4 protein-coding genes and 2 pseudogenes are annotated in these 2,551 nt (G+C 68.6%); all 6 read right to left on the bottom strand.

The features are described from left to right. Nucleotides 1–255: pseudogene (locus tag QH270_RS00045) on the bottom strand (hypothetical protein); the annotation flags it as partial. Between the two features lie 53 nt (nucleotides 256–308). Beyond that, the gene (locus tag QH270_RS00040) at nucleotides 309–542 is read right to left on the bottom strand and encodes a hypothetical protein (RefSeq protein ID WP_067641757.1); all 234 of its coding nucleotides are present in this window, start codon (nucleotides 540–542) and stop codon (nucleotides 309–311) included. Further along, complete coding sequence (locus QH270_RS00035; RefSeq protein WP_280338299.1) at nucleotides 539–1,402, bottom strand: alpha/beta fold hydrolase; 864 nt, start codon at nucleotides 1,400–1,402, stop codon at nucleotides 539–541. The genes QH270_RS00040 and QH270_RS00035 overlap by 4 nt, the downstream gene beginning before the upstream one ends. Beyond that, on the bottom strand, nucleotides 1,402–1,698 hold the full coding sequence (locus QH270_RS00030; protein ID WP_067641759.1) for a hypothetical protein: 297 nt from the start codon (nucleotides 1,696–1,698) through the stop codon (nucleotides 1,402–1,404). The genes QH270_RS00035 and QH270_RS00030 overlap by 1 nt, the downstream gene beginning before the upstream one ends. Before the next feature lie 2 nt (nucleotides 1,699–1,700). Then, nucleotides 1,701–2,351 (bottom strand): hypothetical protein, encoded by a 651-nt coding sequence (locus QH270_RS00025; protein WP_280338298.1) that lies wholly within the window; start codon nucleotides 2,349–2,351, stop codon nucleotides 1,701–1,703. Next, a pseudogene (locus QH270_RS00020) lies at nucleotides 2,351–2,551 on the bottom strand (hypothetical protein); the annotation flags it as partial. The pseudogene QH270_RS00020 and the gene QH270_RS00025, both read right to left, overlap by 1 nt.

The raw sequence follows: 2,551 nt of genomic DNA, 5'->3' as shown, positions 1-2,551 counted from the left end.
CACGGTCGTGTGGATCGCGGCCAGGGCGGCGCCGGCCGGGGACCGGTCGAAGTCGGTGGCGGTCGCACCGTCGATCACGCGGGGGCCTTGCACCGCCACCGGCAGATCAATGCCTTGGTAGGTGCGCCAGCTCAGCCCTGTAGGAGCCACCTGCTCCGTTGTGGGTGTGGGCAGCGGCTGGTTGTCGCCGGGGTCGGTGCCGCCACAACCTGTGGCGGTGAGGCCGGTGATGACGATGGCGAGCCAGGTGATCATTATTGGGCTGGTTGGGGGCGAAAGTTTGTGTGGCATAGGGGTTTCCTGTGGTGTCAGGTGGTGGGGAGGATGGCGATGGCCAGGGCGCTGGCCGAGCCGAGGAGTGCGGCGGCGACCAGGGATCCGAGGAATCCTTCGATCGCTTCTTCGCGGTAGATCCGGACGGCGAGTTGGCCGCCGACGAAGGTCGCGCGCGCCACGCACAGCAGCAGCACGAACCAGGCCAGCCAGTTCAGCAGCTGTGTCAGCGGCGCCAAGACCTGCGCGGGCAGCGGTGCGGCGATCACCAGTGGCCTCCGAACCGGTCAGCGTCTCGCGCCACGCGGATCGCGGAAGACACCGCTGCGGCGGGCAACCAGGGAAAGGTTCGGGCCAGGTCATGGCCCCCGTCGCGCAGGCTGCTCAGTTCGGCCCACACCGTCTCCGCGAGTTCGGTGACCCTCCCGTAGCGCGCGACTGGGTCGGCGTGCCCGGCCACGATCCAGGTCGGTGTCGCCCGCAGAAGGTCTTCGACCACCGCTAGGTCGGCCCCGCATCGCCGATACGCACGCAGGGTGTGGAGGGCGGCCTCGAGTTCGGCGTCGGTGTGCAGGCGGTGCTCGCCCAGGGCGGTGGAAAGTTGGTGGATGAGACGTCGACCGGCCCGGCGGGCCGCCCCCGTGGGGTGTTCGGTGAGGGCTTTGTCGTGATCGGGTAGTTCGGTCACCGGTGTGATCGCGACGATCGCGTCGATGCGGGCGAGGTCGCGTCGGTGGTGGTAGAGCCATTCCTGAGCGACGATCGCGGCCAGTGAATGCACGACCAGCACCACGCGACCGTCAGCATGGGAGATGACGGTGTCCAGGTCTTCGACGAGTTGGGTCATGCCCGCGGGTCCGGGTTGCAGCGGAAGGTCGTTGCCGTGGCCGCGCTGCTCGTACACGAGCTGGGCGACCTCAGCGCGGAAATGCCGGTCGATCAGCGTCATCATCGGCGCGAAATGGCTTGCGTCGGCGAGCGGTCCGGGCAGGGAGACCAGGGTCAGCGCGGCGTCGGGGTTCCCGAACCGGTCTCCGGTCAGCACTGTGCCGTCGGCGGCGGCGATGGCCACAGCGCGTGAATCCGTTGTGATGCTGCGGGTTTCGTGGCGATACTGGGGAGCCTGCATCAGGATCCTCCGGTGACGGCGGCGTTCATGATGGCGCCGGCGGAGGTGGCGATGATGCCGCCGACCATGGCCGCGAACACGATCTTGGGTGATTCGACCGCGCCGCCGTGCCAGCGTTCCCACCCGAACTTGCCCCCGGCATAGATCAGGGCCGCTACCCCGGCCAGGATGACCAGCCAGGACAGGTAGCCGACCAGGTTGGTCAGCTTGTCCCCGCCCGGCGGGACGGTCGGGTTGATCTTGATTTCTTGGGCCAGCACCGTCACGCTGTCGCCCACGACGGATAGAACCGACATCGCTATTTCTCCGAATCGTGCTGGTCGATAAGGTTTTTGGTCGTGCAGGCGAGGACGTCGATGAGCTCGCTGCCGACGTGATGGACATCCAGCGGCACCGCTTCGGTCAGGCGGGCGCGGCGTTGTGGGACCGGGTCGAAGGGGCTGAACTCGGCGAGTTCGCTGAGTTCGCGTTCGATGAGCTCGTCATGCCAGCTGATCTCCCACACGCGCTCGGCCAGGTCCTCGACTACAGCGCGGTAGCGGCGCACGGGTGCCGGGACTCGGCCCGGGCGGGCGGCGCTGAGGACGACACCGACGACCTCGACGCCTTCGGGTGCTGCTCCGGCGTGCCACTCGCGCAACCGGTCCGCGCAAGCGATCAGCCCTGGCAGGCACAACCGTGCCGCCACAACGACACGTTGGGTGGTCTGCGGCGAGCCCGGCCAGGACTGTTCGCAGTCCGCAGCGGGCGCCCACCACCGCGCCAGCGTCGAGGTCCCCGCTCCCCCGTGGGCACCGACGATCGCGACCGCCGGTGGGTGCGCTCGGGTCGTCGGCAGCGGTTCTACGCGGATACCGGCCGCCCGGTGTGGCGGGGTCACCGTGGTCGGGTCCAACCGGCGGCCCCTGATCACGGCGAGGGGATGCTGCTGGAGGGTCGATGCGGGCATCAGCTGCCTCGCTTCTGGATGTTGGTGATGACCAATCCGCTTGCATCGGCGGCGGTTACGTTGATCACCTGCAGGTAGTCGAAGCGGCGGCCGTCGGGATGCAGTTCCACCAGGTGGACCTCGGCGGTGTTCTCCGCGATGGGGGTGATGCCGACGCAGTGGGTGGTGTCGGCCGGTAACGCGGTGATCGCGGCGGCCAG

It is taken from the genome of Nocardia neocaledoniensis (assembly GCF_029868625.1).
Classification (GTDB): Bacteria; Actinomycetota; Actinomycetes; order Mycobacteriales; family Mycobacteriaceae; genus Nocardia; species Nocardia neocaledoniensis_A.
The sequence above is the reverse complement of the archived record's forward strand: the minus strand, read 5'-3'. Positions and strand labels throughout refer to the sequence as shown.

Excerpts from the sequence above, each read along its gene's own strand:
- QH270_RS00035 (WP_280338299.1), bottom strand. The coding sequence starts at position 1,402 with ATGCAGGCTCCCCAGTATCGCCACGAAACCCGCAGCATCACAACGGAT.
- QH270_RS00030 (WP_067641759.1), bottom strand. The coding sequence starts at position 1,698 with ATGTCGGTTCTATCCGTCGTGGGCGACAGCGTGACGGTGCTGGCCCAA.
- QH270_RS00025 (WP_280338298.1), bottom strand. The coding sequence starts at position 2,351 with ATGCCCGCATCGACCCTCCAGCAGCATCCCCTCGCCGTGATCAGGGGC.